This is a genomic window from Candidatus Accumulibacter necessarius, from assembly GCF_036625085.1.
Map to the genome: position 1 here is coordinate 191082 of NZ_JAZKUM010000006.1, position 23933 is coordinate 215014.

24 protein-coding genes and 5 pseudogenes are annotated in these 23933 nt (G+C 63.7%); 22 read left to right on the forward strand and 7 right to left on the reverse strand.

Annotation, left to right across the window (positions count from 1 at the left end):
* Positions 1-80 precede the first annotated feature (80 nt).
* The 9 genes from V5B44_RS17270 to V5B44_RS17310 all read left to right on the forward strand — a co-directional run bounded on the left by V5B44_RS17270 (position 81) and on the right by V5B44_RS17310 (position 9342).
* Complete coding sequence (locus tag V5B44_RS17270; RefSeq protein ID WP_332360234.1) at positions 81-278, forward strand: rubredoxin; 198 nt, start codon at positions 81-83, stop codon at positions 276-278.
* A 136-nt stretch (positions 279-414) separates the two neighbouring features.
* Positions 415-774 (forward strand): response regulator, encoded by a 360-nt coding sequence (locus V5B44_RS17275; protein ID WP_332360235.1) that lies wholly within the window; start codon positions 415-417, stop codon positions 772-774.
* A gap of 45 nt (positions 775-819) precedes the next feature.
* Positions 820-1182, forward strand: coding sequence for a response regulator (locus V5B44_RS17280; protein WP_332360236.1), 363 nt, complete (start codon positions 820-822; stop codon positions 1180-1182).
* A gap of 14 nt (positions 1183-1196) precedes the next feature.
* Positions 1197-1706 carry a chemotaxis protein CheW gene (locus V5B44_RS17285; RefSeq protein WP_332360237.1) on the forward strand — a complete coding sequence of 170 codons (510 nt, stop codon included), beginning with the start codon at positions 1197-1199 and terminating at the stop codon, positions 1704-1706.
* Between the two features lie 72 nt (positions 1707-1778).
* On the forward strand, positions 1779-3944 hold the full coding sequence (locus V5B44_RS17290; protein ID WP_332360238.1) for a methyl-accepting chemotaxis protein: 2166 nt from the start codon (positions 1779-1781) through the stop codon (positions 3942-3944).
* Between the two features lie 26 nt (positions 3945-3970).
* A complete protein-coding gene (locus V5B44_RS17295; protein WP_332360239.1) occupies positions 3971-6445 on the forward strand; it encodes an Hpt domain-containing protein in 2475 nt (824 codons plus the stop codon).
* On the forward strand, positions 6381-7547 hold the full coding sequence (locus V5B44_RS17300; RefSeq protein WP_332360241.1) for an Hpt domain-containing protein: 1167 nt from the start codon (positions 6381-6383) through the stop codon (positions 7545-7547). The genes V5B44_RS17295 and V5B44_RS17300 overlap by 65 nt, the downstream gene beginning before the upstream one ends.
* Positions 7532-8179, forward strand: a complete 648-nt coding sequence (locus V5B44_RS17305; protein WP_332360242.1) for a hypothetical protein — start codon at positions 7532-7534, stop codon at positions 8177-8179. Before V5B44_RS17300 ends, V5B44_RS17305 begins: the two co-directional genes overlap by 16 nt.
* A 23-nt stretch (positions 8180-8202) precedes the next feature.
* Positions 8203-9342, forward strand: coding sequence for a hybrid sensor histidine kinase/response regulator (locus tag V5B44_RS17310; RefSeq protein ID WP_332360432.1), 1140 nt, complete (start codon positions 8203-8205; stop codon positions 9340-9342).
* On the opposite strand, the pseudogene V5B44_RS17315 reads toward V5B44_RS17310, so the two are convergent.
* Positions 9320-10773 (reverse strand): annotated as a pseudogene (locus V5B44_RS17315) (cryptochrome/photolyase family protein). The gene V5B44_RS17310 and the pseudogene V5B44_RS17315 sit on opposite strands and share 23 nt — an antisense overlap.
* A 47-nt stretch (positions 10774-10820) precedes the next feature.
* Here V5B44_RS17315 and V5B44_RS17320 point away from each other — a divergent pair.
* The 5 genes and pseudogenes from V5B44_RS17320 (at position 10821) to V5B44_RS17340 (ending at position 14666) form a co-directional block, all read left to right on the forward strand.
* Entirely contained in the window at positions 10821-11381 is a 561-nt protein-coding gene (locus tag V5B44_RS17320) for a YqgE/AlgH family protein (protein WP_332360243.1), read from the forward strand.
* Positions 11374-11880 carry a Holliday junction resolvase RuvX gene (ruvX, locus tag V5B44_RS17325; protein ID WP_332360244.1) on the forward strand — a complete coding sequence of 169 codons (507 nt, stop codon included), beginning with the start codon at positions 11374-11376 and terminating at the stop codon, positions 11878-11880. The genes V5B44_RS17320 and ruvX overlap by 8 nt, the downstream gene beginning before the upstream one ends.
* A complete protein-coding gene (gene pyrR, locus V5B44_RS17330) occupies positions 11876-12373 on the forward strand; it encodes a bifunctional pyr operon transcriptional regulator/uracil phosphoribosyltransferase PyrR (protein WP_332360433.1) in 498 nt (165 codons plus the stop codon). The genes ruvX and pyrR overlap by 5 nt, the downstream gene beginning before the upstream one ends.
* Positions 12366-13324 (forward strand): annotated as a pseudogene (locus V5B44_RS17335) (aspartate carbamoyltransferase catalytic subunit). Before pyrR ends, V5B44_RS17335 begins: the two are co-directional and overlap by 8 nt.
* 3 nt (positions 13325-13327) lie before the next feature.
* Positions 13328-14666: pseudogene (locus V5B44_RS17340) on the forward strand (dihydroorotase).
* Between the two features lie 75 nt (positions 14667-14741).
* On the opposite strand, the gene V5B44_RS17345 reads toward V5B44_RS17340, so the two are convergent.
* The 5 genes and pseudogenes from V5B44_RS17345 to V5B44_RS17370 all read right to left on the reverse strand — a co-directional run bounded on the left by V5B44_RS17345 (position 14742) and on the right by V5B44_RS17370 (position 17073).
* Entirely contained in the window at positions 14742-15032 is a 291-nt protein-coding gene (locus tag V5B44_RS17345) for a DUF167 domain-containing protein (protein ID WP_332360434.1), read from the reverse strand.
* A gap of 129 nt (positions 15033-15161) precedes the next feature.
* A pseudogene (locus tag V5B44_RS17350) lies at positions 15162-15215 on the reverse strand (YggT family protein); the annotation flags it as partial.
* 11 nt (positions 15216-15226) lie between these two features.
* Positions 15227-15577: a YggT family protein gene (locus tag V5B44_RS17355; RefSeq protein WP_332360245.1), complete on the reverse strand. Its 351-nt coding sequence runs from the start codon at positions 15575-15577 to the stop codon at positions 15227-15229.
* Positions 15577-16334, reverse strand: a pseudogene (gene proC / locus V5B44_RS17365) (pyrroline-5-carboxylate reductase). The gene V5B44_RS17355 and the pseudogene proC overlap by 1 nt, the downstream one beginning before the upstream one ends.
* Entirely contained in the window at positions 16237-17073 is an 837-nt protein-coding gene (locus V5B44_RS17370; protein WP_434735477.1) for a YggS family pyridoxal phosphate-dependent enzyme, read from the reverse strand. Before V5B44_RS17370 ends, proC begins: the two are co-directional and overlap by 98 nt.
* Before the next feature lie 69 nt (positions 17074-17142).
* On the opposite strand from V5B44_RS17370, the gene V5B44_RS17375 reads away from it, so the two are divergent.
* Together V5B44_RS17375 and V5B44_RS17380 are read left to right on the forward strand one after the other, a co-directional pair.
* Positions 17143-18189 carry a type IV pilus twitching motility protein PilT gene (locus V5B44_RS17375; protein WP_332360248.1) on the forward strand — a complete coding sequence of 349 codons (1047 nt, stop codon included), beginning with the start codon at positions 17143-17145 and terminating at the stop codon, positions 18187-18189.
* A gap of 27 nt (positions 18190-18216) precedes the next feature.
* Entirely contained in the window at positions 18217-19353 is a 1137-nt protein-coding gene (locus tag V5B44_RS17380; protein WP_332360249.1) for a PilT/PilU family type 4a pilus ATPase, read from the forward strand.
* 82 nt (positions 19354-19435) lie between these two features.
* Here the strand turns inward: V5B44_RS17380 and V5B44_RS17385 are convergent, their stop codons facing one another.
* On the reverse strand, positions 19436-20188 hold the full coding sequence (locus V5B44_RS17385) for a TonB family protein (protein ID WP_332360251.1): 753 nt from the start codon (positions 20186-20188) through the stop codon (positions 19436-19438).
* A gap of 371 nt (positions 20189-20559) precedes the next feature.
* Between V5B44_RS17385 and V5B44_RS17390 the strand changes: the two genes are divergently transcribed.
* From V5B44_RS17390 to V5B44_RS17415, 6 genes are read left to right on the forward strand one after another with little or no spacing between them, the layout of a single operon-like run.
* Positions 20560-21048: a type IV pilin protein gene (locus tag V5B44_RS17390; RefSeq protein WP_332360252.1), complete on the forward strand. Its 489-nt coding sequence runs from the start codon at positions 20560-20562 to the stop codon at positions 21046-21048.
* A complete protein-coding gene (locus V5B44_RS17395) occupies positions 21042-21614 on the forward strand; it encodes a GspH/FimT family pseudopilin (RefSeq protein WP_332360254.1) in 573 nt (190 codons plus the stop codon). Before V5B44_RS17390 ends, V5B44_RS17395 begins: the two co-directional genes overlap by 7 nt.
* A 33-nt stretch (positions 21615-21647) precedes the next feature.
* Positions 21648-21998, forward strand: coding sequence for a type IV pilus modification PilV family protein (locus tag V5B44_RS17400; RefSeq protein ID WP_332360255.1), 351 nt, complete (start codon positions 21648-21650; stop codon positions 21996-21998).
* Entirely contained in the window at positions 21976-22167 is a 192-nt protein-coding gene (locus V5B44_RS17405) for a hypothetical protein (RefSeq protein ID WP_332360256.1), read from the forward strand. The genes V5B44_RS17400 and V5B44_RS17405 overlap by 23 nt, the downstream gene beginning before the upstream one ends.
* A gap of 3 nt (positions 22168-22170) precedes the next feature.
* Complete coding sequence (locus V5B44_RS17410; RefSeq protein ID WP_332360257.1) at positions 22171-22947, forward strand: PilW family protein; 777 nt, start codon at positions 22171-22173, stop codon at positions 22945-22947.
* On the forward strand, positions 22895-23878 hold the full coding sequence (locus V5B44_RS17415; RefSeq protein WP_332360258.1) for a PilW family protein: 984 nt from the start codon (positions 22895-22897) through the stop codon (positions 23876-23878). The genes V5B44_RS17410 and V5B44_RS17415 overlap by 53 nt, the downstream gene beginning before the upstream one ends.
* Positions 23879-23933 lie beyond the last annotated feature (55 nt).

Below are 23933 nucleotides of genomic sequence, written 5' to 3' on the forward strand. Positions count from 1 at the left end.
TTGCCCGACAAACTCTTGGCAGCGGCGCGAGGGTTTGGCTAGAATCCAAACATTTCCTCGCCGATTCTAACCGAAAACCGATGACGACCGCGCACACTGCAAGCGACCAACCCTATCAGACCTGGATGTGCCTTACCTGTGGTTTTGTTTATGACGAGGCTGCCGGCCTGCCGGAAGAGCGCATCGCGCCAGGTACCCGCTGGCTGGATATACCGATCAACTGGACTTGTCCGGAATGTGGAGCGCGCAAGGAGGACTTTGAAATGGTCGAAATCTGAAGACAATGCGGTATAGTACCGGCAGAAGGAAATCATGTTACATCCGGGACTTCCATAGACTTCCATAAAGCAACGCCCCGGAACACTCTGGAGGAGAGAATTGGCTGAAGCTGCAAATCTGCGCGGCGTCAAAGTCATGGTCATCGACGACAGCAATACCATCCGGCGAAGTGCGGAAATCTTCCTTGTCCAGGCCGGCTGTCAGGTGTTGCTCGCCGAGGACGGCTTTGATGCGCTGGCAAAAGTTGCCGATCACCAGCCTGACGTGATTTTCTGCGACATCGTAATGCCGCGGCTGGACGGCTATCAGACCTGTGCCTTGATCAAGAAGAGCCAGCGCTTCCGCTCGACGCCAGTGATCATGCTGTCATCCAAGGACGGCCTTTTTGACCGCGCACGTGGCCGTATGGTCGGCTCCGACCGCTATCTGACGAAGCCATTCACCAAAGACAGTCTGCTGCAAACGGTCGCAACTTTTGCACCGGCATCAGCCTGAAGAAACCGGAACGTGCTGCAAGGCTGCTGGGGAGGCCAAGAGGACATGAGCATCAGGAAAATCCTGGTCGTTGACGATTCACCGACCGAACGTCATGTACTGACGGCATTGCTGACCAGCAAGGGATATGAGGTGATTACCGCACAGAGCGGCGAAGAGGGGATTGCGAAAGCGAAAAGCGAGTTGCCGGACCTTGTCTTGATGGACGTTGTCATGCCCGGCCTCAATGGTTATCAGGCAACGCGAACCTTGACCCGTGATCCCGCGACGAGGAACATTCCGGTGATCGTCTGCACAACCAAGAGCCAGGAGACGGACAAGATCTGGGGCTTGCGTCAAGGCGCCCAGGACTACCTGGTCAAGCCCGTCAACGGCCAGGAGTTGCTGGCCAAGATCGCAGCGCTCTAGACGGTCGCCAGGGCATGAGCAAGAAGATCAGCCTGCATGAATTTCAGTCCTACCTGGCGGCGCGACTTGCCGGCACCAGCAACCAGAGTTCGGCCGGTCTGCTTGGCGTTCAGGCGGGACCAGACTACTGGCTGCTCGACCTGGCAGACTCGGGCGAAATCGTTCCGCTGACCCCGCTGACCGAGGTGCCGTTGACCAAACCCTGGTTCGCGGGTATCGCCAACATTCGCGGGAACCTGCACTCGGTGGTTGACCTGTCAGCCTTTATCGGCAAGGAAGCAACGCCGAGAAACACCAGCTCGCGGCTACTCCTGATTGGTACCCGCCATGGCAGCAACGCCGCCTTGCTGGTGAACCGGATGATCGGCCTGCGCAATGTCGAGGCCTTGAACCCCGAAGCGGCTGCGCCAGACGCACATGCCTGGGCACCCGAAGCCTATACGGATAACGAAGGACGCCGCTGGAGCAAACTCAAGGTGCGAGAACTGCTGGCTGACGAGGCGTTCATGGACATTGGCGTTTGAGACGCTGTCGCATCAAGGAATCCTCGACAAGAGCGGTTTGCCTGGTCGAGGACGTGTAACCGGAGAAGAAAGATGACGCTCAAACTCAAGCTACCGGCTTTCTTGTCCCGGACCCCAGACCCGGCAGGCGAGACCGTTACGGCGCGCACGGTGCTGGATTCGGACCGGCCGGCAAGCCAGCAGAAAATCCCGTTTTCGGCCGATCTGCTGCGCCAGTTCCCGGTTGCCAAACAACTCCAGGTACTTGGTGGCTGTCTGGTGCTGGTGATGCTGCTGATTGCGATCGTGGTCTACCGTGACAACCGCCAGGCGACTTTCAACACCGCCTATATTGCGACTGCCGGCGATATGCGAATGCTTTCTCAGCGCCTGGCAAAATCCTCCAGCCTGGCCCTGCTGGGTGACCCGGTCGCGTTCAAGCAATTGCGGGAATCGCGTGACAGCTTCGCCAGCAATCTTGAGCGACTGACGAGCGGCGGCGACCTCGCCGCCAGCTGGGTGCCACCCTCGCCCGAGCGTGTGCAGCCACAGTTGCAGGCACTCACCCAGATTTGGGAAAAGACCGACAAGAACGCGTCTCGATTGCTCGAAATCGAGAAGAATCTGATTTCGCTCGGCAAGGACGTCGCCTTGATCAACGACAAGAATCCGCAGTTGCTCGACCTGTCGGAACACGTGGCAGCGCTCAAGCTGCAGAGCAGCGCCGGTGTCCGTGAGATTGCTGCCGCCAACCAGCTGGTGATGCTGACCCAGCGGATTGCGAAAAACGCCAGTGCGCTCCTGCTTGGCGATGCGATCGACCCGGAAATTGCCTTCCTCCTCGGCAAGGACACGAACACCTTTCGCGACACGATACAGGCACTGAGCAAGGGCAGTGAAGCGATGCGCATCGGCGCGACGACAGACCCCGATACGAAACGGAAGCTGGGCGAACTCGACGCCAGTTTTGGCGAGTACCGGGCTGCCGTTGGCGGCATCCTCGGCAACATGCAGAAACTCGTCATCGCCAAACAGGCGGGTTCGCAGATCTTCCGTGACAGCGAAGAGTTGCTTGAAGTCACCAATGCCCTCGCGCAAGCGTACCAGAGCAGTGGCATGAACCGGACCGCCTATGGCATCGTGCTGCTGGTGCTGATCGCTCTGGCGATTGCACTGGTCGTTCTGCTCGCCAGAACCTACCTGACGGAGAGTCAGCGTCAGGCCGAACAGGCCGAGCAGGGCCGGCGTGAAACCGAGGCGGTCAACCGCCAGAATCAGGACGCGATCCTGCGCCTGATGAACGAACTCGGCGACCTTGCCGACGGCGATCTGACGGTCACGGCGACCGTCTCCGAGGACATCACCGGTGCCATCGCGGACTCGATCAACTACACGATTGAAGAGCTGCGCGTGCTCGTCGGCCGCATCAACGATGCGGCGGGACGAGTGACGCTGGCGACCGAAATCGCTCAGCAGACCTCCAACGAGTTGCTCGCTGCGGCAGAACGTCAGTCCGCTGAAATCAAGTCCGCTGGCCAGTCGGTCCTGAGCATGGCCTCTTCGATGACCGCCGTTTCCGGTGACGCCAACCAGTCGGCAACCGTGGCACGCCAGTCACTGGCTGCGGCCGGCAAGGGTGCGCGGGCAGTCGAAGACTCGATCAAGGGCATGAACAAGATCCGTGAGCAAATCCAGGAGACCTCGAAGCGGATCAAGCGTCTCGGTGAGTCATCACAGGAGATTGGTGAGATAGTCGAACTGATTTCCGACATCACCGAGCAGACCAACGTGCTGGCGCTCAATGCCGCCATTCAGGCGGCTTCTGCCGGTGAAGCCGGGCGCGGCTTCACCGTCGTTGCCGAGGAAGTGCAGCGCCTGGCGGAACGTTCCGGCGAAGCAACGAAACAGATCGGAGCGATCGTCAGGACCATCCAGACCGACACCCAGGACACGGTCTCGGCGATGGAGGAGTCCACCCGTGGCGTGGTCGAAGGAGCCAGGCTGTCCGATGCGGCCGGCCAGGCGCTGGCAGAGATCGGTGAGGTTTCCCGAGCGCTGACGACGCTGATTGAAAACATCTCGGGTGCCACGCGGGAGGCAGCCGACTCGGCGACCAAAGTGGCACGCAAGATGCAGGAAATATTGCTGGTTACCGGGCAAACGACCGCCGGCACGCAGAAAACAGCGACGGCAATTGGTGAACTGGCCGGTCTGGCGACCGAGCTGAAGGGTTCCGTAGCCGGCTTCAAGGTAATCTGAGCGCTGGATTGGAGAGATTGTCCCTGATGAATGCCCCGACGGACTTCGACATCGGCCCGCTGACCTGGGTCAAGAGCGAGATCGACCTCGCACTCGAGCGTGCCGACCAGGCGCTGCAAGCGTTTTCTGCCAGTGCTGCCGATGGCGATGGCGATCTCACCCAGATCAGGTTCTGTCGCACCCATCTGCACCAGGTCGAAGGTGCCTTGACGATCGTCGGTCTGGACGGAGTTACCCAATGTGCCGAAGCTCTGGAGTCCCTGCTTGAGGCAATCGAGAAACAGGAACGGCCCGCCGACCCGGCTTCGATCAACCTTTCGCTAAGAGCGCTGGCCGCGCTGCGCCATTATCTGGACGATCTCATCAGCGGCCAGCCCAACCAGCCCCTGAAACTCTTGCCACTCTACCGTGAGGTGCAAGCGGCACGCGGCCAGGGGCGCGTATTCCCGAGCGATCTCTTCTTTCCCGACCTCCGTGTGCGGCCACCACGTCGTTCCGGCCCACCGGTCAGACTCGTACGCAGCGAGTTTGACCACCGCCTCCGGCAGCATAGAGCACACTTCCAGCGTGGCCTGCTGTCGTGGTTGCGTGCCCCGAAGGAAGGCGCTGGCGTACCGGAGATGCTCGACGCCGTCAGACGGATCGAGGCGATCCAGGAAACACCGTCGGCCCGTGCCTTCTGGTGGGTCGCCACGGCTTTTCTGACCGCACTCGGGGAACGCGCGCTGCCGGCAGATGCCGATGCCAGGCAGCTATGCAGCCGCATCGATCTGCAGACTCGCCGCCTGCTGGAGGGTTCGACCAACGTGGCCGAGCGCCTGATGCGCGATGCGCTGTATCTCGTCGGCAGTGCCAGCAGCAACCATCGTGCGGTGCGCCGGGTCAAGGACGCCTACCAGCTGGCCGCCTTGATGCCGAGAGAGGTCAGCCCTGCCCCGGTCGCGCAGGAGTCGCTCCGCCGCCGGCTGCGTGAAGCAATCGCTGCCACCGAAGAGAGCTGGAACAGGTTCTGCGCCGGCAGCACGCAGGTCCTGCCGGCATTCCGGACAAATACCGCTGCACTGTCAACGCTGGTCGACGAGCTGGCGCACGCCGACTACTGCCGCCTGGTGCAGGCCATTGCCGAGGTGGCCAGCTTTCTCGCCGAAACGCCTTCTCGCCACAGCGAAGCACTGGCCATGGAAACCGCAACGGCCATCCTGCTCGCCCAGAACGCGCAGGAAAACATCCAGTACCTGGGCGGCAGTTTTTCGCACCAGGTCGACGTCATGGTCGCCCGAATTCAGGGCTGCCTTCGCGGAAGCCCACCCCAACCCGGGTCAGAGCTGCCGTCGCTCGACGAAATATCCCGCCAGGCACAGGAGAAAATGCTCGTTGGCCAGGTTGCCAGGGAGATCAAGAGTAACCTTGCACAAATCGAACAGGTTCTCGATGCATTCTTCCGCGATGCCGACAAGCGTGCCGAACTGAATGGTCTGGATACCCCACTGCGACAGGTTATCGGCGCCCTCAGCATGATGCGGCATGACGGCGCCGTAACCGTGCTGCGCCAGTGTGCGAAAGACATCGAACGGTTCTCCGGGTCGGAATATGTCCCCCAGGAGCCTGACTTCGAAGGCGTTGCCGAGCAACTGTCGCTGGTCGGCTTCTTCGTCGATGCGATGCAGACCGGTGCGGGTGATTTCGACCGCTTCGTCAGCCAGATGAAAGCCGGTACGGCCGCGGCTGCCGCCGAGGAAGAGGCGGCAACGGTCGAACAGGAGCTGGAGCAGCAAAAGCGTGAAGCGCACGCCCTGCTGGTCGCACTCAAGGAGCAGCCCGGCGATGCCGGGCTGCGTCAGGAAGTGCGGCAGAATCTGGCGGCGCTGCAGAAGGACGCCGACCTGGTCGCCGACAAGCAACTTGGGCAGCAAACCAAGCACGTCCTCTCGGCGCTGGCGGCCGGTGGCGATGCCGCCCAGCAGATTGATGCGGCGATGGCAACGCTCAAACCGCAGATGCCGGAAGCTCCCCCGCCCTCGGCAGAAACCATTCAGCTCGCGCAGGCCACTGCCGAGGAAGTCGACGCCGAGTTGCTGGGAATCTTCCTCGAAGAAGCCGACGAGGTCCTTGCCAGCATTGACGCAAACCTGCAGCGGTTAAGGGAACAGCCACACGACGTGGACCTGCTGACCGTGATCCGTCGTTCGGCCCACACCCTCAAGGGCAGCGGCCGGATGGTCGGGCTCAAGGATCTCGGCGATACGGCGTGGTCGATAGAACAGGTTCTCAACTTCTGGCTGCAACAGGAACAGGAAGTCACGCCAGATCTCCTCGACCTGATCGGACAGGCTCACACCGTTTTTTCCGCCTGGATCGAGCATCTGAAGACCGGGCAAGGCCAGATACCCGATGCGGGCGGCATGGTCGATCTGGCCGACGCCTTGAGAGGCGGCAGTGAGACGCTCTTGCTGTCACCCGCTGACGACGTTGCCGCCAGGCCAGCAACGGCGCGAGCGTGAGACGACAGCGGCCGAGCTGGCTATCGACGCCGGCGTTGTCGCCGCGGCGCCGATTGCCGCCCTGCCGACTGAACAGATACAGCTGCCGCGCGCGGGTCTTTCTATCGCTCCCGATCTGGCCGAGATTTTCAGGGAAGAGGCTGCGGCTCACCTGGCCACCCTGGAGCGCGAGTTCACGCGACTTCAAACAGACCCTGCCGCCCCGACAACGCATGAAATGTATCGCGCTGCCCACACCCTGGCGGGCATCGCCGGCACCGTCGGCATTCCGGCGGTCAACTGCCTGAGCCACGCGCTCGAACGTGCACTAGTGCGCCGCAACCAGGGCGCACAGCGCGACAGCCTTGAAGCGTTTGAGACGGTCCGCCAGGCGATTGCCGCCCTCGCCTTGATGCTGGCGGACGTCGCACGCGAACATGAGCCCGAGGAATTCCCGCCCTGCTCGATGAGCTCGGCACCCTGTACCCGGAGCCGCTCGTCGACCAGCAGGCAGTGCCGGTCCAGGCCGACGACAGAGAGGAAACAGCGCCGGCCGAACAGGCGGCTGCGATCGGTGGCACAGAGCCAGCGGCGGCCAGCGAGGCCGCTGCCGAGCGACGTCCCGCAACTTCAGGACGAACTTGACGAGCAGCTGCTGCCCCTGTTCCTTGAAGAGGCGCTCGATCTCAACCAGAACATCGCTGCGCAGTTGCACGCCTGGCGCAGCAATCCCGCCGATACCGAACCGGTCCGCCGACTCGCGCGCCTGTTCCATACCCTCAAGGGTAGCGCACGCATGGCCGGCGCGATGAATCTCGGTGAGCTGACACACGCCATTGAGACGCGCATGCAGGAAGCGCAGGAAGCCGGTCGCGCGCCGCTCGAACTGATCGACGACATCGACAATGCCTTCGACGTGATTGTCCAGATTGTCGAGCGGCTGCAGCGTGGCGAGACCTCCGACGCGCCGGTCGAGATATCCGATCAAGCGGCCCTGGAACTGGCCGCCGAAGCGCCGGCGCCGGTCACGCCCGTCGATCAGGGCGCCGCAGCCAACCCGAGCATGAAGGCGAGACGGACGCGGCGGCACAGCGGGCGACCCTGCGCGTGCGCGCCGACCTGATCGACCGGCTGGTCAACGAAGCCGGTGAATTGTCGATTGCCCGCTCGCGGATTGAAGGCGAGATGCGCGGCATCAAGGGCTCGCTGCTCGACCTGACCGAGAACGTGATCCGTCTGCGTCGGCAGTTGCGCGACATCGAGATCCAGGCCGAACTGCAGATGCAGTCGCGCACGGCGCAGACCGGAGAGCAACACGCCGATTTCGATCCGCTCGAGTTCGACCGCTTCACCCGCTTCCAGGAACTGACGCGGATGATGGCCGAATCAGTCAATGACGTCGCCACCGTCCAGCAGAACCTGCTGAAGAACCTTGACGACGCCAACGCCGCCATCATCGCGCAGGCGCGTCTGAACCGCGAAGTGCAGCAGGAGTTGATGTCAGTGCGCATGGTGCCGTTCGGCAGCATCTCCGATCGTCTCTATCGCATCGTCCGCCAGGCGAGCAAGGAGATCGGCAAGCGGGCAAACCTTGAAATCAGTGGTGCGCAACTGGAACTCGACAGAACGGTTCTCGACAAGATGCTGGCACCGCTGGAACACATGCTGCGCAACGCGGTCGCCCATGGCCTTGAGGACGCACCGGTTCGCCTGGCAAGGGCAAGCCGGAGATTGGCGAGATCTCGCTCAAGCTGACGCAGGAAGGCAACGAGATCATCCTGTCGTTCGCGGATGACGGCGCCGGCCTCGACCTCGACCGGCTGCGCGAACGCGGCCTGCTCGCCGGCCTGCTCAGCGAGGACGAAGCCGCCGACCCGGAGCGCGTGGTGGAGCTGATTTTTGCCCCCGGAATCTCGACCGCCAGCGAAGTCTCGCGCCTGTCTGGTCGTGGCATCGGAATGGATGTTCTGAAGAGCGAAGTGACCAGCCTTGGCGGCCGCATTGAAGTCGTCTCCAGCCGAGGCCAGGGAACGACTTTCCGGCTTTATCTGCCGCTCACGCTGGCGGTGACGAAAGCCTTGCTGGTACGCTCGGGCAACCGGGAATACGCGATTCCTTCGGCGATGATCGAGCAGGTACTCGACCTCAAGGAGAAAGGGCTGAGCCGCATTCGCGAGGCCCGTGAGGCGGTGTGGACCGGGAATCACTATCCGTTCCATTACCTGCCGCACCTCCTCGGCGAAACCCAGGCGCTGCCGGAGAAGCATACCCAATACTGGGCTCTGCTGCTGCGCAGCGGAACCCGCAAGATTGCGCTGCAAGTCGACGAATTGCTCGGCAATCAGGAAATCGTGGTCAAGAACATTGGCCCTCAGCTTGCCCGTGTGATCGGCATCGACGGCGCGACGGTGCTCGGCAATGGTCAGGTTCTCCTGATCCTGAACCCGATTGCACTGGCCAGTCGCGATCGCCTGGCGCCTGCCGTCTCGCCGGTACCGACGGTCCGGCAACCGCTGGCAACCGACAGCGTCACCGGCACTGTACCAACGGTCATGATCGTCGACGATTCGCTGACCGTGCGCAAGATCACCACTCGCCTGCTGGCACGCGAAGGCTACCAGGTGATGACCGCCAAGGACGGCGTCGATGCCCTCGAGCAACTCGTCGCCGTGGTCCCGGACGTCATGCTGGTGGACATCGAGATGCCGCGCATGGACGGCTTCGAGCTGACCAGGAACATCCGGGCCGACAAGCGCCTGGGGACGGTTCCGATCATCATGATCACCTCGCGAACGGCTGACAAGCACCGCCAATACGCCCTCGAGCTGGGCGTCAATCACTACCTCGGCAAGCCCTATCAGGAAGACGAACTGCTGCGCCTGGTGAGCGGGCACGTCAGGGAACTTCGCCACGCTTGACGACCGCGTAGCGCTGCAGTGTCCTGAGCCGGGCCTGATCATGCTCGACCAGTGGCGGCGGCGTCTCGCGACCGATGCGCACGCCGCAGGCAAGCTGCTCGGACAGGCTCATTCGCCACGGCGCATGAATGAACTTGTCCGGCACAGCGGCCAGTTCCGGCAGGTAGCGGCGAATGAACCGCCCGGCCGGGTCGAAGCGTTCCGATTGCGTCACCGGATTGAAGATGCGGAAATACGGCTGCGCGTCGCAGCCGCTTGACGCTGCCCATTGCCAACCGCCGTTATTGGCCGACAGGTCGAAATCGTTGAGCTGGCAGGCAAAGTAGGCCTCACCCTGCCGCCAGTCGATGCCCAGATCCTTGGTCAGAAACGAAGCGACCAGCATGCGCAGGCGGTTATGCATGTAGCCAGTCCGGTTGATCTGCCGCATCGCGGCGTCGACCAGCGGATAGCCGGTGCACCCGTTGCTCCAGGCGGCAAAGGCCGCCTCCGCCTGCGGCCCGTGTTCCCAGGCAATGGCATCGTACGCGGGCTTGAACGCGCCCCCGGTCACGTGCGGAAAACGGTCGAGAATCATGAAGTAGAAGTCGCGCCAGATCAACTCGGCAAGCCAGGTCGCCCCCTCGGCACCCTCGGCGCCCTGTTTCAAGGCCCCGGCGGCAATCGCTCGCGCCACCAGCTCACGAATCGACACCGTGCCGAAACGCAGATGAAGCGAGAGATACGAAACCCCCTTCACCGCCGGGAAATCACGCTGCTGCCTGTAGCGCGCCATGCGCCCCTGGAATTCGGCCAGCAGCTGTTGGCCGCCGGACATCCCCGGCACGAACCCGAGCGACCGCAGATCACTGGCGGCAAAGCCGAGCGCCGCCAGCGCGGCACGCCGCCAGCGCCGGGCGCCGCCACCAGACAGCCGCCGCCGGTCTGGCAGGGCTGCCAGTCGTCCTCCGTCAGCCGCTTCAGCCAGGCGTTCCGGTACGGCGTAAACACCGTGTAAGGCCGTCCGGCCTGCGTCAGCACTTCCTCCCCGTCAAGCACCGCCTGATCCTTGAAGGACTCGAAGGCAATTCCGTCGGCACTCAACGCCGCCCTGACGGCGGCATCGCGCTTCTTGGCCTGCGGTTCGTAGTCGCGATTGGCAAACACCGCCGATACACCCAGCTCCCTTGCCAGTGTCGGGATCTCGCTGCTTGCCCAGCCATGGCGCACGATCATTGCCCCGCCGCGCACGCGCAGCGCCAGATCAAGCTCAACCAGCGACTCCCGGATGAATTCGACGCGTCGATCATCGGACCGCCCAAGCCGGTCAAGGATCTCGCGATCGAAGACAAAAGCACAATACACGCGCCGCCCACGCCGCAGCGCCTCGCAGAGGGCCGTGTGATCGCGATCACGCAGGTCGCGCCGAAACCAGACCAGAATCGAATTCATCGTGGATTACCTTTGTGTCAGCCGCCACCGCCCATTAAAATGAGACCATGCAAAGCATCAACCTGACTGATCATTTTCTCATCGCCATGCCGGCGATGGTCGACTCCTATTTTTCCAAGAGCCTGGTCTATATCGCCGAACACAACCCGCGTGGCGCGCTGGGCGTGATCGTCAATCGGCCGATCGACATGAGCCTGGGGACGCTGCTGGAGAAAATCGATGTTCCCCTGCAGGCCGAAGGCTTCGCCAATCTGCCCGTTCTCTTCGGCGGACCGGTCCAGACCGACCGCGGCTTCGTCCTCCATCGACCGGTCGGCCAGTGGCAGTCGACGCTGGTCATCAACCAGCACGTCGGCCTCACCAGCTCGCGCGACATCCTGCAGGCAGTCGCGCGCGACGGCCAGCCACGCGACGTGATGGTGACACTCGGCTACGCCGGCTGGGCTGCCGGCCAGCTCGAACACGAACTGGTGCAGAATGCCTGGTTAACCGTGCCGGCTCAACTGCACATCCTCTTCGACTCACCTTACGAGGAGAGGCTGGCATCGGCACTGGAACTGCTCGGCGTCAATCTCGCCAATCTTGTCGATGAAGCCGGGCATGCCTGAGTCCGGCAGCAAACCCTCAGGCACGGTGCTGGCCTTCGATTTTGGCGAAAAGCGCATCGGCGTCGCCGTTGGCGAGTGGCAACTGTTGCAGGCACATCCGCTGACCACCCTCCACGGCGAGGCGAACGCCGAGCGTTTCACGGCCATCGCTGCGCTGATCGAGGAATGGCAACCCGCCAGCCTGGTCGTCGGGCGTCCGCTCTCGCTCGACGGCACAGCGCACGCCATGACCGCGCGCTGCACGCGCTTCGCCAATCAGTTGCGCGGCCGCTTCGGACTCGACGTGGAGTATGCCGAGGAGCGGCTCTCGTCGGTCGAAGCGGCGGAGCGCCTGCGGGCCGCGGGAACCGCCCGGCGCAACGCGCGCCAGCACCTCGACGCCATCGCGGCCCAGCTGATCCTGCAAGGTCATTTTGACGGTTTTGCCGAGCAAGGCATTGACCACCTTTCCCCCCGACCCGAACACCCTGATGACCGAGAAGACGATACCCGCCATTGACCTCCCTGACGCCGAGGCACAATGTGCCGAACTGGCCGAGCTGATCCGACCCCGACTGCAAGCGGACACGGTCCTGGTCGGCATTCATAGCGGCGGCGTCTGGGTGGCCAGGCGCCTGCGCGAGCTGCTGGGACTCGGCAACGAAATCGGCCTGATCGACGTTTCTTTCTACCGAGACGACTACGGCGAGAGGGGTCTTCATGCCCGGGTCAAGCCGAGCTCGATTCCCTTCGACGTCGAGGGCCGGCCACTGATCCTGGTCGATGACGTGCTCTTCACCGGCCGGACGACGCGTGCGGCAATCAACGAATTGTTCGACTACGGACGTCCGGCCAGCATCCAGCTGGCCGTTCTGGCCGATCGAGGCCGGCGCCAGCTACCGATCTCCGCTGACTTCTGCCCCTGGCAGGTCGAGCTCGACCCGTCTCAGGAACTGATCCTCTCGGCGGAGGCCAACGGTCGCCTGCATTGGAGCGTGGCCGCGAGTGCATAATCCACAACTCAACGCCAATGGCGAGCTGACCCACCTGCTGTCGATCGAGGGCTTGCCCCGCGAAGTGATCAACCACATTCTCGACACCGCATCGAGCTTTCTCAAGGTGTCCCACCGCGACGTCAAGAAGGTGCCCCTGCTGCGCGGCAAGAGCGTCTTCAACGTCTTTTTCGAGAATTCGACGCGCACGCGCACCACCTTCGAAATCGCCGCCAAGCGCCTGTCCGCCGACGTCATCAACCTCGACGTCACCCGTTCCTCGACTGCCAAGGGCGAGACCCTGCTCGACACGGTGGACAACCTGGTCGCCATGCACGCCGACATGTTCGTCGTCCGGCACGCCGCAAGCGGCGCGCCGCACCTGATCGCCGACCACCTGCGACGCCTCGGGCGGAACGACGTGCACGTGGTCAATGCCGGCGACGGACGCCACGCCCATCCGACGCAGGGCCTGCTCGACATGTACACCATCCGTCACTACAAGAAGGATTTCGCCAATCTGGTGGTGGCGATTGTCGGCGACATCCTGCACTCGCGCGTCGCCCGCTCGGACATCCACGCGCTGACCACACTCGGCGCCGCCGAGGTCCGCGCCGTTGGCCCGCAAACGCTGCTGCCGACGGCCATCGAGAAATGGGGGTGCGCGTCTGCCACGACCTGAGTGAGGGACTTCGCGATTGCGATGTGGTGATCATGCTCCGGCTGCAGAACGAGCGCATGAATGGCGCGCTGCTGCCTTCGGCGCGCGAGTACTTCCGCTGTTACGGCCTGACGCCGGCGATGCTGGCGCTGGCCAGGCCGGACGCCATCGTGATGCACCCGGGGCCGATGAATCGCGGCGTCGAAATCGACTCCGACGTCGCCGACGGACCACAGGCGGTGATCCTGCCGCAGGTCACCTTCGGCATTGCCGTCCGCATGGCAGTCATGGGCATCCTGGCGGGGAACTGAGCGATGAGCAAGCAACACCTCCACATCCGGAACGCCCGCCTGATCGACCCGCACAACGGCGTCGATGACCTGCTCGACCTGTTCATCGCCGAGGCCGGATTGCCGCAATCGGCGAGCCGCCGGCCGGGTTCTCGCCGAACGAAGCATCGACGCGCTGGGCCTGATCGCCTGCCCCGGGCTGGTCGATCTTTCCGCTCGCCTGGGCGGCATCGAGCCCGAGCTCGGAGCGGCGGTGGCCGGCGGCGTGACCTCGCTGGCCTGCCCGCCCGACACCAAGCCCCCGCTCGACGAACCGGGGCTCGTCGAGCGCCTCGTCGGCGCAGCGAGGCAACGGGGCTGGCGCGGGTCTATCCGATCGGCGCGCTGACCAAGATCTGGCCGGTCTGCGGCTCGCCGAAATGAACGGCCTGGCGCGCGCCGGCTGCATCGCCTTCTCGCAGGCCAAACAGGCCGATCGTCGACACCCAGTCGCTGCTGCGTGCCATGCAGTACGCAGCGACCTTCGGCTACGCGGTCCACCTGCGACCGCAGGATGATTCTCTCGCCCGCGAGGGTGTCGCGCACGACGGCGAAGTCGCCGCACGGCTTGGGCTGACCGGCATCCCCGTGTCTGCCGAAACCGTGGCCATCGCCACCGCCCTGCAACTGGCCGCTGAAACCGGCGTCCGCCTGCATCTTTCGCGCCTGTCCTCGGCCGCCGGCGTCGACCTGATCCGGGCAGCCAGACGGTCTGGCATACCGGTCAGTTGTGACGTTGCGATCCATCACCTGCATCTTTCGGAACATGGACATCGGCTACTTCGACAGCAATTCGCGCTTCGACCCGCCGCTGCGCTCGGCGAGCGACCGTGACGCGCTGCGCGCCGCCATCACCGAAGGGCTGGCAGCGATCTGTTCCGACCACACCCCGGTCGATGCGGATGGCAAGCAACTGCCGTTCGCCGAAGCCCTGCCCGGCGCCACCGCCCTCGAGCTCCTGCTGCCACTGACGCTGCAGTGGGCTGCAGAAGAAAACACACGCGCCGCACGAAATGATTTGCGGTGGGAACTGCAAGCGAACGCCCCGGGGACTGCCGGCCTTGATCCGGATTGCGACCTGGTCGGGGGCGGCCCCAATGCCTGGCATGAGGGGCGGCTGCCGCTGGCCATGGCGCTCGCTCGCGTCACCTGTGATCCGGCAGCCATTCTTGGCATAGAGGCGGGTTCGCTGAGCGTTGGCAGTGCCGCCGATATCTGCCTGTTCGACCCCGACGAGTCTGGCGCGCCACGCCAGACGCGCTGCGCAGCCAGGGCAAGAACACACCGTTCGTGGGTTGCGAAGTCAGGGGCCGGGTGCGCATGACGCTGGTCGGCGGACGCGTCGTCTTCGAGGCCCGAGCAGGCGCGGGACGGGCCGCCTGACGACCGCGGCGTCGGCTCACGGGCCGAGCAGGCGGCGCACCGCGTCCACCGGCGCAGCGAGCACCAGCAGGACCTTGCGCCGCGACGTCTGGCCACTTTTCAAGGTCACCGCAGCCCTTGGCACGCCCAGTCGCTGGGCAACAAACTCAAGCAGGGCAGCGTTCGCCCGGCCTTCGATCGCTGGCGCCGCGAGACGAATCTTCAGCGCGTCGCCGTGCAGGCCAAGCACTTCGCTGCGCTTTGCTGCGGGCTGAACATGGACGGTCAGCGTGATTGCGCCATCCGCTTCGCGCAGCCAATCGACCACACCGCTCAGATAAACATCAGCACCAGTTGCGCGAGGACGATGGCGATCAACGGCGACAGGTCGATGGTACCCGACCAGCGGCACGACCCGCTGGATCGGGCGCAGGACAGGCCCGGTCAGCTGTGACAACGGCTGACTCAGGGGCGAGTAGGGACTGACCCAAGACAGGACGGCCTGCACCATCAGCGCGCCGATCAGGAGGTAGATGCTGAGGCGCAGGGTGGCCAGCAGGCCGCGCCAGAGCAGCAGCGGCAGCCAGGTCTCGACCGCCCAGCCTTCGGCACCGCCGCGCAACAGGAACACCGCCAGAACGAAACTGACCTGCAGCAGGTAGGCCGGCAGGAGACTCGCCAGATCGAGCCGTACCAGCCGGGCAAGACCTTGCGCAGGGGCCTGACCAGCCAGTTGGTCAACTCGACGACGAAAGTGCCGATCTGATTGTTGAAGGAAACGCGGCAGGCCTGCATATAAAAGCGCAGCAGCAGCGCCACGGTCAGAAAAGCGGTCAGCACATCGAGCAGGAACAAGCTGGCCTGCGCGATCATCAGCTGTCCTGGCCGAGCAATTCACCCAACTCACGGCCGCGGGTGTTGGCAGCGAGAACCCCGGCGATGAAACCTTCCTTGACGCAGCGTTCCTCCATCGTGCGCAGTGCTGCCTCGGTGGTCCCCCCTTTCGAAGTCACGCGCTCGCGCAGCACGCTGGCGGCTTCACCTGACTGTGCCGCCAGCTTGGCGGCACCGAGCACGGTATCGATCGACAACTGGCGCGCCTGCCCGGCGTGATACCCAATTCGCTCGCCGCTTGCTGCAGGGCTTCGATGAACAGGAAGACATAGGCCGGGCCGCTGCCGGAGATCGCGGTGACCGCGTCCATCTTCTCTTCGTCGGCAATCCACAAGGTACTGCCGACCGCCTGCAGGATCCGCTCGGCCCCCAGGCGCTCGGCCATCGACACCGCGGCCATCGCACACAGCCCGGTGACGCCACAACCAATCAGCGCCGGCGTATTGGGCATCGCGCGCACGATCTTGCCGTAACCGCCCAGCCAGCGAGAAACATCGGCCAGCCGCAGGCCGGCCGCGATGCTGATGATCAGTTGCTGCTTGAGGTATGGCAGTAGCGGCGAGCAGGCATCGCGCATCTGCTGCGGCTTGACCGACAGCAACAGCGCATCACAGTCAAGCGCCGGCGCACTTGGCGCTTCATAACAACGGACGCCGTAGGCCAGCCGCAGCTTGGCGCGCCCCTGCGCACCCAGCTCGATGACCGCGATGTCGCTGGCCGCGAAACCGGTCTTCATCAGCCCGCCGATCAGTGCGTTGGCCATGTTGCCCCCGCCAAGGAAAGTGATCTTCATCTTCTCTCACCAAAAATTGCGGTGCCCACACGCACCAGCGTCGCCCTTCGGCAATGGCTGCTTCAAGATCATGCGACATGCCCATCGAAAGAGTATCCAGCAACAAGCCATCGGCCTGCAATTGTTCGGAAAGTTCCCGCAAGCAGCGAAAAGGGCCGCGCTGCTCCATGAAGTCATCGCTCGGCGCCGGGATAGGGCCATCAGCCCACGCAGCCGCAGCCTCGGCAGTCCCGCCACCGCATGCGCCAGTGCCGGGCGCAGCCGCAGGCGAAACGCCCCCCTTGCTGGCCTCGCCGCTGACATTCACCTGCAGACAGACCGACAGCGGTGACAGCGTCGCCGGTCGTTGTTCGGAAAGGCGTTGCGCAATTCGCAGTTGATCGATGGAATGTACCCAGTCGAAAGCCTCGGCAACCAGGCGCGTCTTGTTGGCCTGCAGCGAACCGATGAAATGCCAGTCAAGCCCCAGCGCCCGCAGCTCGTCGATCTTGGCAAGGCCCTCCTGAACATAGCTTTCGCCAAAAGCGCGCTGGCCGGCGGCTGCCAGCTCACGTACGGTAGCGGCCGGCCAGTTTTTGCTCACGGCGAGCAGGCCAACATCGGCGGGGTCACGGCCGTACTGCCGCGCGGCGCCGGCGATTCGCGCGAGAACGGCTTGCAGCTTGGCAGTAAGTGTGGTCATAATCGGGCGTTGCGCAGATTTCAAGAGTATAGCACCGCGCCCTGCCCTGTCGCCCGAGGACCGAACCGGATGGACATCACCGAACTGCTGGCTTTCAGTGTCAAGAACAAGGCCTCCGACCTCCACCTGTCGGCCGGCCTGCCACCGATCATCCGGGTGAACGGCGATGTGCGGCGAATCAACCTGCCGGCCATGGAGCACAAGGACGTGCACGCCATGGTGTACGACATCATGAGCGACAGCCAGCGCAAGCAGTACGAAGATACGCGTGAATGCGATTTCTCGTTCGAGATTCCCAATCTGGCGCGTTTTCGCGTCAACGCCTTTGTCCAGAATCGCGGCGCGGGGGCCGTCTTCCGGACCATTCCATCGAAGGTCCTGACGCTTGAAGACCTCAACTGCCCCAGGATCTTCAAGGACATCTCCGACTATCCACGCGGCATCGTTCTGGTCACCGGGCCCACCGGCTCGGGCAAGTCGACCACCCTGGCGGCAATGATCAATCACGTGAACGAGAATGCCTACAGCCACATTCTCACCGTCGAGGATCCGATCGAATTTGTTCACCAGCCGAAGAAATGCCTGATCAACCAGCGCGAAATCGGTCCGCATACGCTGTCATTCCAGAATGCCCTGCGCTCGGCGCTGCGTGAGGACCCGGACGTGATCCTGGTCGGCGAGATGCGCGACCTGGAAACCATCCGCCTGGCCCTGACCGGCGCCGAAACCGGCCACCTGGTATTCGCCACCCTGCACACCTCGAGCGCCGCCAAGACGATCGACCGCATCGTCGACGTCTTCCCGGCGGCCGAAAAGGAAATGGTTCGCTCGATGCTTTCCGAATCGCTGCGCGCGGTGATCTCGCAAACCCTGCTCAAGACCAAGGACGGCCAGGGACGAGTCGCTGCCTACGAGATCCTGATCGGGACACCGGCGATTCGCAACCTGATCCGTGAAAACAAGGTCGCACAGATGTATTCCTCGCTCCAGACCGGGCAGCAGTTCGGCATGCAAACGCTCGATCAGTGCCTGCTCGAACTGGTCAAGCGCAATATCGTCTCGGCGCCCGAAGCGCGCGCCAAGGCCGCCAACAAAGATGCCTTTGCCGGCGTTTGAGCCAGGCTTGCGAGGAGGAGACCCCGGATGGAAAACGATCAGGCACTGAAGTTCATGCACGAACTGCTGCGTCTGATGATGCAGAAGAACGGCTCCGACCTCTTCATCACCGCCAATTTCCCGCCGGCAATCAAGATCGACGGCAAGGTGATGCCGGTTTCCAACCAGACACTGCTGCCGCAGCACTCCGCCGAACTCGCGCGCTCGATCATGAACGACCGTCAGGCCTCCGAGTTCGAGGCCACCAAGGAATGCAACTTCGCCATCTCGCCCCCGGGCATCGGCCGCTTTCGCGTCAATGCGCTGGTCCAGCAGGGACGGGTCGCCGTGGTCTGCCGCACGATCAACCTGGTGGTACCGACGCTCGACGAACTCAGCTTGCCACCGGTGCTGAAGGACATCGCGATGACCTTGCGCGGCCTGGTCATTTTTGTCGGCGGCACCGGCACCGGCAAGACCACCTCGCTGGCAGCGCTGGTCGACCACCGCAACCGCAACAGCCAGGGTCACATCATCACCATCGAGGACCCGATCGAATTCGTCCATGAGCACAAGAAATCCATCGTCACCCAGCGCGAGATCGGCGTCGATACCGACAATTGGGAGATCGCGCTGAAGAACACCCTGCGCCAGGCACCGAACGTGATCATGATGGGAGAAATCCGGGATCGCAAGACCATGGACTACGCCATCGCCTTTGCCGAAACCGGACACCTTTGCCTCGCCACGCTGCATGCCAACAGCAGCAACCAGGCGATCGACCGGATCATCAACTTCTTCCCCGAGGAACGCCGCCACCAGTTGCTGATGGATCTCTCGCTCAACCTGCGGGCGCTGGTCTCACAGCGCCTGCTGGCGAAGAAGGACGGCAAGGGACGGGTGCCGGCGATCGAGATCCTGCTCAACTCACCCCTGATATCCGACCTGATCTTCAAGGGCCAGGTCACTGAAATCAAGGACGTGATGAGGCGCTCGCGCGAACTGGGCATGCAGACCTTCGATCAGGCGCTGTTCGATCTCTACGAGGACGGCCAGATCACCTACGCCGATGCCCTGCGCAACGCCGACTCGCTCAACGACCTGCGACTGCAGATCAAGCTGCATGGCAAGGAATCCAAGGACCGGGATCTGACGGCCGGCCTGGGTCACATGGAAATCATCTAGGCGCGTTCCCGAATCGCCGCGCAGCCGTCGCGGCACGGGGTTGCGCAGCTGGCACCCGTCCTTTTCGTCCTCATCCGGGCCGTCAGTAAGCGCCAGTGCCACGTTCATGGCCAGGCAAGCGCGCACTAACGAAACGATGCGCCGCTGCCCGCGCCGCGCCTCTGGCGATCCTCCGGCCGCTCGGTCGAGGCGCTGTTGCCGGTTTCACTGTCGGCACTGCTGCCGCTTTCACTGTCATCGAAATGGACCTCGAAGCCGTCTGACTGGTCACTGCCACGCCCTCGATCTCGCCCGGGCGAAAGCGCAGGTTGGCAAAGGCAGCGACCGCCGCTTCGTCGAAAACCGACGGCGGATCGCTGCTGAGCACTTCGATTCCCTCGACCGCACCGCCGACGCCCAGGAACACCCGCAGCAGCACCCTGCCACGGCCAGCCGCGCACCGCTCTCCATCCGGGAACTGCAATCGTGGCGCGTCCTGCAGGACCGGCGGCACCGTCAGCTCGGCACGCGAGAAATACCAGCCAGCCAGCGGCGCGTTCACCACCCACGGCTCCAGCAGGTAGGGCGGGATATCGGCTGCCAGCCGACGCTGGCCCCGCGCCGCGACCAGCGCCGCAGGCTCCGGCGAGTCCGCGGCGCGCGCCGCGGCCGGGCGACCTTCCGCCCTCGCCACATGCTTCGCGGCCGGTGGCGTCGGCCTGCTGGCCAGCGACTCCCCCTGACCAAACGCGCCCGCAGAGTCGCCGCCAAGGCCGATGCCGCCCGCCCAGACGCCGCTTCGCCGACCGTGTCGGGGATTCGCAATGGCACCGCCGACACCAGCAGATGCAGCCACAGCGACACCAGCAGCGCCCAGAGCAGCCTTTCCCGCCGTCGCTGCGCCGCTGAAGTGCCAGAGAGGACTGCTGTCGAGAGAGTCACTGTGTGCAAGGACGATGCCGAACCCGGCGGAAGGAGGATTCTACCGCCCACCACGGCAGCCGCCCCGCCACTCATCCGCCACAAGCGCCGTACATCGTCCGCCACTTGCCCCGGCGCCCCCCTCGTCTATCATTCCATCAGTCGCCGTCACGCTCCGAACGATGATTGCCCTTGCCCCTCGGGGCAAGGCGGATCCTGTGAAATGAAATGCCGTCTGCGCCGTCCTCCCCGCCTTCGCCTCCCCTTTCCCCGCCCGGCGGCAGGAAAGCGCCATCAAGGAATGCCATGAGAACACTCAGCCCCCTGCCCGGAAGCCACGGCTTCACTCTCATCGAACTGATGATCGTCGTCGCGGTGATCGGTATCCTGCTGGCCATCGGCGTGCCGAACTACCAGGAGTACGTACTGCGCAGCAAGCTGACCGACGCCCTCAGCTCGCTGTCGCAATTGCGGGTAGTGAAGGAACAGTATTTCCAGGACAACCGGACTTACGACCTGGCCCCAGCCGCCCCCGCCGGCAATTGTGGCGTGGTGGTTGCGGCACGCGACAGCAATTACTTCACCTTCGCCTGCACCACCAACGTGGCCCGTGTTCCGGCAGTGCCTCTTGGCCAGGCTTATCTGATCACCGCCACCGGCGTCGCGGGAACCAGCACGGCAGCCTTCACCTTTACCATTGACGAAGCCAACAACCGCCGGACGACCAACCTGCCGGCAGGCAGAGGCGTCACGCCGGCGAACTGCTGGCTGACCGCGAAGGGGCAGACGTGCTGAATCCGGCCGGCCCCGCCAGGGGCTTCACCCTGATTGAAATGGTCGTCGTGGTGGCCATTGTTGGCATTCTGGTCGGCCTCGGCGCAAGCAATTACAGCGCCTGGATTGCCAATTCCCGCATCCGCACGGCCGCCGAAACCCTTGCCAGTGGTCTGAGCACCGCGCGCAATGAAGCAATCAAGCGGAACCGGCTGGTCCGCTTCCATCTGGTGAGCGATCTGGGTGCCGGGTGTGCCCTGTCTCCGTCAGGGACCAGTTGGGTCGTCAGCCTGAATGATCCGACGGTGACGGCCGGAGAACAGTGCGACATCCCCATTTCCGACACCACGGCGCCCTTCATCGTCGCCAAGAAATCGGCCGCCGAACAGGCCTCGCAGGTCACCATCACGGCCCTGAACACAGCTCTGGGCTCCAGCCGACACGATCGTCTTCAACGGCCTCGGCCGGGTGGCAAGCCGCAACACCGCGATAGCGCAGATCGCCATCGATTCGTCCGCCGTCGCCGCCGCGCAAACGCGGGAACTGCGCATCGAACTGACCGACGGCGGCCTGATCCGGATGTGTGATCCGAGCATTGCAACCCTTGGCGACACGCGCAGATGCGAACTACCGTAATCACCCCCAGGCGACCCGGCAGGCAACCCGGCCCGGCAAAGTCTCAGCGAGGGATCATGCTGCTCGAAGCGCTGATCAGCATCGCCATCTTCTCGATCGGCGTTCTTGGCCTGATCGGGCTGCAGGCGGCAGCGATCAAGAATGCCGACGATGCCCGACAGCGTGCGGTCGCCGCCTTTTATGGCAATCAGCTGATCAGCCGGATGTGGGCCGACGATCGTGCCAATCTGGCCGAGCTATGCGCACCAGCCCAACGGGACGATGTGCGACCCCCTTTCCGCCGACCCCTTTGCCGGCGCGGCATCGGCCAATGTGAACGTCACCAACTGGCTTGACGCGCTCCGGACAGAACTCAACGGCCTGACCTCGGCCGCCATCGCCAGCAGCCTGCAGCAAGTCACGGTCGATCCGGCAACCAATATCGTCACCGTGACCATGTGCTGGAAAAACCCGGAAGAAGCCGTCTACCACTCCTACACCACCGCAGCACAGATCCGAGGCTAGGCCATGGACAAGCGCATCTCCCTGCGGAAAAGTGATCTCGGCTTCTCGCTGGTTGAACTGCTGGTCGCGACCGCCATCACCCTGATCAGCCTGTTGATCATTGTGCAGGTCTTTTCGGTCTACGACGGCTGGAAGCGCACGACGACCGGCACCGCGCAGAGCCAGGAGAACGGCCTGCTGGCCGCGTTCTCGATCGAAAGGGACCTGCGCAGTGCCGGCTTCGGCATGGTCGGGCTCGGCTGCTCGACGATCAATGCCTATAACGCCGGCCTTGTTGCCCCATCACCATCAGCGCAACCGGACTTCCGGTCACCATCACGCCGGACTCGCCGGCAGCTGGCACTGACAGGATCAATATCCTCTACAGTTCATCGCCTTTCGGCAATATTCACGGCAAGGCTGCAGGCGGACATGCCTGATTCGGACCGTGCGCCTCGTCGGGTCAACAACGGCGTCGGCTTCAATCAGGGCGACATGATCCTGATCTCCGAGCCGCCGAAAGACTGTTCCATTCTTCAGCTTTCCCAGGATGCGCAAGCAACCGCGTGCCGCGTCACCGGGGCACCTCATGGGATTTGCCGCATGACCCGATGCCTATCCATGGAATACGCCACAACCCGGCGAACATTCCTGTTTCCCTGCACCCGGCTACAAAGGCGGCGCCGGCGGCGCCCAGGTTCTCAATCTCGGCCAGTTGGTCGACCGCAGCTATTATGTGCAGAACAACATGCTGCGCATGGACGAGAGAAACCTGGTCGATGGCACCCTGACAACCTTTGATCTCATCCCCGGCGTGATCGGAATGCGGGCGCGTTACGGCCGCGACACCAATGCCGACGGAGTGCTCGATACCTTTGACAATGACACGCCGGATCTGATCGCGAAGGGAGTGGGCGGCAACAACACCCTGGTCGCGGTGCAGATCAGCCTGATCGTTCGCAGCGGCAACTGGGAGAGAAACCGAAGTCAGCCCGGCGGCGATTGCCTATTGGCTCAATGGACCTGCCGTCGCGATCGGTCCCGACGACCGGCACTACCGTTATCGCGTCTTTCAAACCGTCGTGCCCTTGAAGAACATGATATGGAACAACTGATCTCCCGGCGCCTGCCGGCACGACGAGCGCAGTCGGGCGTGGCATTGATCATGGTGCTGATCATGCTGACGGCGATGGCCATTGCCGGCGTCGCGCTGGTGCGCGTCGTTGACTCGGCCAACGTCATCTCGGGCAATTTCGCCTTCCGGCAATCGACGTTGAACATCGCCGATCTGGGGGTCGAGGCCGCCGCGGCGGACCTGGTCGCCATTCCCGCCGCCGCCACAGAGGTGCGCGTGGCCAGTCGGCTGCACGACCGACTGCCGCTACTTTCCCGTCAGAGGTCGATCAACCTGCCCAACCTGGATGCGGCAACGCTCCGTTTGCCCCAGGGATGTGGACTGACGGCAAATGCCGGTGGAGCAACACAAGGCCATCCACATGGACCCGCCGCGACACGACAAATTGGGACGGCAATGACGTCCCCCTCGCGCCCGCGGCCAACCGCGGTTACGCCATTCGTTATGTCATTGACCGGCAGTGCAACCGCCTTCGCAGGCGTCGCCAATCCGCCAAACGATGACTGCAGCAATGACACGCCCCTGACGCCCGTCAGCAAGAAGAGCCCCGGTGGGGGTGGCCTCCCCGGCCTGACGGAATCATCTTCTACCGGGTGACCGTTCAAGTCACCGGCCCCAGGAACACACAGAGCCACGTCCAGGTATTTCTGAG

What these genes read in the sequence shown, in the direction of transcription:
- V5B44_RS17270 (WP_332360234.1), top strand. Translation starts at nt 81, where the DNA reads ATGACGACCGCGCACACTGCAAGCGACCAACCCTATCAGACCTGGATG.
- V5B44_RS17275 (WP_332360235.1), top strand. Translation starts at nt 415, where the DNA reads ATGGTCATCGACGACAGCAATACCATCCGGCGAAGTGCGGAAATCTTC.
- V5B44_RS17280 (WP_332360236.1), top strand. Translation starts at nt 820, where the DNA reads ATGAGCATCAGGAAAATCCTGGTCGTTGACGATTCACCGACCGAACGT.
- V5B44_RS17285 (WP_332360237.1), top strand. Translation starts at nt 1,197, where the DNA reads ATGAGCAAGAAGATCAGCCTGCATGAATTTCAGTCCTACCTGGCGGCG.
- V5B44_RS17290 (WP_332360238.1), top strand. Translation starts at nt 1,779, where the DNA reads ATGACGCTCAAACTCAAGCTACCGGCTTTCTTGTCCCGGACCCCAGAC.
- V5B44_RS17295 (WP_332360239.1), top strand. Translation starts at nt 3,971, where the DNA reads ATGAATGCCCCGACGGACTTCGACATCGGCCCGCTGACCTGGGTCAAG.
- V5B44_RS17320 (WP_332360243.1), top strand. Translation starts at nt 10,821, where the DNA reads ATGCAAAGCATCAACCTGACTGATCATTTTCTCATCGCCATGCCGGCG.
- ruvX (WP_332360244.1), top strand. Translation starts at nt 11,374, where the DNA reads ATGCCTGAGTCCGGCAGCAAACCCTCAGGCACGGTGCTGGCCTTCGAT.
- V5B44_RS17355 (WP_332360245.1), bottom strand. Translation starts at nt 15,577, where the DNA reads ATGATCGCGCAGGCCAGCTTGTTCCTGCTCGATGTGCTGACCGCTTTT.
- V5B44_RS17370 (WP_434735477.1), bottom strand. Translation starts at nt 17,073, where the DNA reads ATGACCACACTTACTGCCAAGCTGCAAGCCGTTCTCGCGCGAATCGCC.
- V5B44_RS17375 (WP_332360248.1), top strand. Translation starts at nt 17,143, where the DNA reads ATGGACATCACCGAACTGCTGGCTTTCAGTGTCAAGAACAAGGCCTCC.
- V5B44_RS17380 (WP_332360249.1), top strand. Translation starts at nt 18,217, where the DNA reads ATGGAAAACGATCAGGCACTGAAGTTCATGCACGAACTGCTGCGTCTG.
- V5B44_RS17390 (WP_332360252.1), top strand. Translation starts at nt 20,560, where the DNA reads ATGAGAACACTCAGCCCCCTGCCCGGAAGCCACGGCTTCACTCTCATC.
- V5B44_RS17400 (WP_332360255.1), top strand. Translation starts at nt 21,648, where the DNA reads ATGCGAACTACCGTAATCACCCCCAGGCGACCCGGCAGGCAACCCGGC.
- V5B44_RS17410 (WP_332360257.1), top strand. Translation starts at nt 22,171, where the DNA reads ATGGACAAGCGCATCTCCCTGCGGAAAAGTGATCTCGGCTTCTCGCTG.
- V5B44_RS17415 (WP_332360258.1), top strand. Translation starts at nt 22,895, where the DNA reads ATGCTGCGCATGGACGAGAGAAACCTGGTCGATGGCACCCTGACAACC.